We start from the raw sequence: 4,272 nt of genomic DNA on the forward strand, positions 1-4,272 counted from the left end.
GCACATCCCGCGCCGCGGCACCCGCGACAAGGTGACAGGGCGATGGATCGTCGAACAATCCCTGGCCCTGCTACACCACTACCGCCGCCTGGCCACCCGCTGGGAACGACGCACCGACATCCACCAATGAGCTGGAGCTCGTTGCGGGCAAGCGTGGTGCAACGAAGCTCGGGTTCTCGGTAATGTTGCGGTTCTATACCGAACATGGCCGGTTCCCTCGTGGTCGGCCCGTGGGGTCCAAGTCCGCCGGATCCGGCGCTAGTGTGATCAGCAGCGTCCTGACCAGCAGGTTTTCCCGGCGGCCAGCCCATTTCTGCGAAATCCGGCGCTAACCGGTTACCGCGCATAGGTACTACTGACTATGTGCGGTAACTCCGGTGCCGACCTGGGGAAACGATCCGCGCTGAGGCTCGGTGACTCCGCAAACTATCTGCGGTAACCGCTAACCGCCGGATTTCTCAAAGATGTTCCTCGTCCCCCACTTCGTGACAGCTTCGGGAGTCCGGGCCCGAACAGGGCGGCGTGAAGCCTGTCAGGTTTCGATCCACCCGCTAGGTAACGGTTTCGTCATCCGCATGACGACGATGCTGGCGTTGATCTCTCCCGGCCACGCCCGGCCGGTGATCCTTCCGTGCGTGCGTATCTCGATCAGTCGGTCGAGTGCGCCGTTGACGGCTACTTCGCTGAGTTTGCCGTCGAGCAGGGCAGTGCGGAGCCGGTCGAGGTCCACCGCTCTGACCTGGGCTATCACTTCTTCACTCAGGGTGACATTATGGAATTCCTTGACGAAGTCGGAGCGAATGCCGATACGCGAGTCGGGAAATTCCGGGAACGACAGGCCGTGATCGATGGCCACGATCTCGCCGTCTCGGCCGGTGCGGTAGTTGCCCCAGTGGCGATCGGTGTTGCCGATGACGTAGTCCAGGACCGCCATCTGCTCGCGTTGGCTCTTCGGGTAACGCTCGTTCAGACGCCGCAGCGCATCCATGGTTTTTCTCTTCCACCAGTCCTCGCGCGGCAGTCGCAGTTGAGCGGCCTTGGGGTGGCTAGGGGTGGAATACGCCCAGATCTGGTTCGAACCCGGCCCGTGGGGTCCGTTCGTGATCGAGGTGGGCGGTACGCGCCCGAAACCCAGGGCCTCGTCGACTCGGTAGGCGGCCTGTTCTCGGTAGGCGAGGTGTCCTCCCCCGCGGGGAATGCCGAAGCGCAGCGGAAGGTCGGGGATCACGCCCAGCAGCGTCTCGAGGTGACCCGGTTTGTAGACGCTACGGGCACCGCCCGCCGAACGCCCGAGGAAGGTGGCGCTGACGCCTCCACCGAGCGGTTGCACTTCACCGTCGAGCCTGCGCGCCGCTATTTCCATAGGGCTCGGCTCGAATGGTGGAAGTCCGGTCCTGTCGATGCCGTCCAAACTCCGGGCGGCGTGCTCGGTTGTTCGAGCGAATCCCGAGCTGTATCGCTGGGCAGTGCCGTTGCACAGATCTCGGAAACCCCCGGTCAGGCCGTGGGCGATCGTGTCGAGCACCCGAATAAGTGGGTTGTTCACCTCTGCTCGATCCGGTCCCTGAAATCACGTCACATCCACAGCGAAGGTATGACCGCTGCGCCCGTCCGCCTGTTCGGCCGTGTGGGACGCCTGCCCGCACGAGTAGTCATCTCATGCGTCAGAGCGTGTCCGGCCACGCAGGCGACAGCAAATCCTCACACACCCGCACACCCAACGTCACTGTTCGACGTAAGAACAGTCGGTAGCAGATACCAACCGACCAATGAGGTGGCGTCCGGAGTCCGGTGTAAAAGTGGGCGCGGGGTTCCGGCTTCGGTGGGTGACGTTACGCGGTGGCGCTGATGATTTCGGTGGGGTTGGTTTCGGTGTCGGGGGTGGGGTGGGGGCGAAGTTGTCGGGGTGGTTGGAGCAGGTTGCGGCGCAGGTCCTGCAGCAGGCGCAGTCCGGTGGGAGTCATGGCGAATCCGCGCCAGCCTCGGGAGGCGCGGTCGAGCACGGCCCAGGCGATGCTGATGCAGCTGGTCTCGCCGGGGAACCGGCCGATGACCTTGGCCCGGCGACGGGTTTCACCGAAGGTGCGTTCGATGAAGTTGGAATGCCGAACACGCTGGTGATGCTCGACGGGGAACCGCAGATAGGCAGTCAGTCCTTCCCGGTCGGTGAGCAGGATCTTCATCGCCGCCGGATACGTGGCGGCGTACCGTTTGGCGAACGCGGTCAGCCGGGCGTCGACGAACTCGACCAGCTTCGGCCCGGGTTCGATGTTCACCTCGCTGGTGTCGAGGCATGCCCCATAGCCATCACGGATCTCGGCTTGCATCCCGGCAGGGATCTTCGCGGTCACGTTGCGCAGGCGATGAATCAGACACCTCTGGCGCAGCGCGGCGGGAAATACCTGCTCGATCGCGGCGATCAGGCCGCGGGCGCCGTCGGAGACGACCAGCAGCGGAGTACCCAGTCCGCGTTCGCACAACTCGCCCAGGAAATCGGCCCACGCGTCGGTGGATTCCCCGGAACCGGGCGCCAGGCCGATGAACACAGGTTTGCCGTCGTTGGTGATGCCCCATGCGGCCAGGATCGGCTCGGCCGGTGACCCGGGATGCATCCGGAAATATGACGCGTCCAGAAACAGATAATCCAGCACCAGTGTGTCGAGGCGCCGCTGCGCCCATGCCTGGTGTTCGGTCTTGATCTCGGTACACACCTGCGAGACGGTCGATTTCGAGATCGCGGCCTGGTCCCCGAGCGCGTCGGCGAAGGCCGCCTCCACGTCACGCACCGACAACCCCCGCACGAACGACGCGATCACCAGTGACTCCAGGGCGTGGGTCTTTGTGACGTGTTTGCCGAACAACCGCGACGCGAACGCGGTGGTGGTGCCACGCACCTTCGGCCGTTCCAGCGTGACCGGGCCGGCCGTGGTCTTGACCGTCACCGGCCGATACCCGTTGCGGGCTCCGGGCTGCGCTTCGGGTGTCGCAGCAAAGCGTTGATATCGATCGCGGCCGAGGAATTCGGCCACCTCGGCTTCCAACCCGGCCTGCATCAGCAGCTGCGCACCGAGGCGGGCCACCTCCTCGAGGATCTCGGGCAACTCACGCCCGGAAGCGAATAACTCGTCGATCTTGGCGTGGATGCGGTCGGTCGGTGATACTCGTGCGGGCACGGGCGTAGCGGTCCTTTCCTTCGATGACTTGGAGGTCTCGAAGCGGAACCTACGCCCGCTGCTTTTACACCGACTTCAGGACGCGACCGGCTGCGACCCAAGAGGCGCGGTCGGCCTCCGGCCGATCGCGGAAACCCTTCACCGGAGAACGAGTTCGAGACGCTGCGCAAGGAGAACGAGCGGTTGCGCGCAGAGGTCGCGTACCTGGGAAAATTGCGGGCCTTGAGGTCACAGGAACGACGTTGAAGGTTCACGCCGTCGAAGATCTCAAGGCGCAGTACCCGTTATGGGGTTCCGGTAGTAGTCGCGCGAAAAACAAAGAAGTTGCATTGACCTGCGGTGATGGCTGATTCGGGCTGCGGGGCGTGGTGATTGGCGCTTGGCTTGGGTGCTGATGAGGTTGGTCGGCGTGGTGGAGGTCGGGTTTTGTGGCGACGCAGGTGTTCGCGGATGAGGAGTTGGCGCGTCTGCGGGAGTTTCCGGAGGTCTGTCGTGAGGAGTTGTTCCGGTTCTTCACGTTGACTCCGGCCGATATCGCGTTCGTCGCGCCGGTGCGGGGGCGTGGACCGGCGGCGCCCGCTCACCGAGCAGAACATTCATGCCATTCGGTGTGTTCTGGCTCGCCTATTCCAAGCATTGATTACCCCTGGGATTAAGAGAACACAGGAATACAGCGTCACTTTGCGGCCCATGACAGCTTCAGGATTCCACGGACTGTACGAGAAAGGGCCGACAAGAATTGTTGGACACCAATACTTTTCGACACGTTTTATGGACAGCCGGCGAGTTCGGCCGACCTGGGCGTCCAGTGTCGCTGTTCGAACTCGTCGTCATTGATGTTCGAAGTCGTATGCACTTGGCTTGTGTGTGTATCCACGTCGCCAGTGCGTAACCCCTCTCACACGCCCAGGGCGAGGGGCCAATCAATCATGGCTTCCCGAGTATGTACGTCAGACGACAGGTGATCTATTGACGTCAGAACCTGCGCTCGGAGGGGCGGAATGTCTCGCTCAATCTGTGGTAAGCCTCGCGCACGCCACCCGGAACTTCCTGCGTGACGATATGCCCCTCGCCGGGATAGTCGTCCAGACGCTTGATC

2 protein-coding genes are annotated in these 4,272 nt (G+C 63.2%); both read right to left on the minus strand.

What is annotated here, in order from left to right; genetic code table 11:
- Window positions 1–532: 532 nt before the first annotated feature.
- The gene (locus GVY64_RS36500) at window positions 533–1,228 is read right to left on the minus strand and encodes a hypothetical protein (protein WP_159851207.1); all 696 of its coding nucleotides are present in this window, start codon (window positions 1,226–1,228) and stop codon (window positions 533–535) included.
- 604 nt (window positions 1,229–1,832) lie between these two features.
- Entirely contained in the window at window positions 1,833–3,173 is a 1,341-nt protein-coding gene (locus GVY64_RS36505) for an IS256 family transposase (protein WP_159851209.1), read from the minus strand.
- Between the last annotated feature and the right edge of the window lie 1,099 nt (window positions 3,174–4,272).

The sequence above is a fragment of the Nocardia sp. CY41 genome (assembly GCF_009829325.1).
GTDB lineage: Bacteria > Actinomycetota > Actinomycetes > Mycobacteriales > Mycobacteriaceae > Nocardia.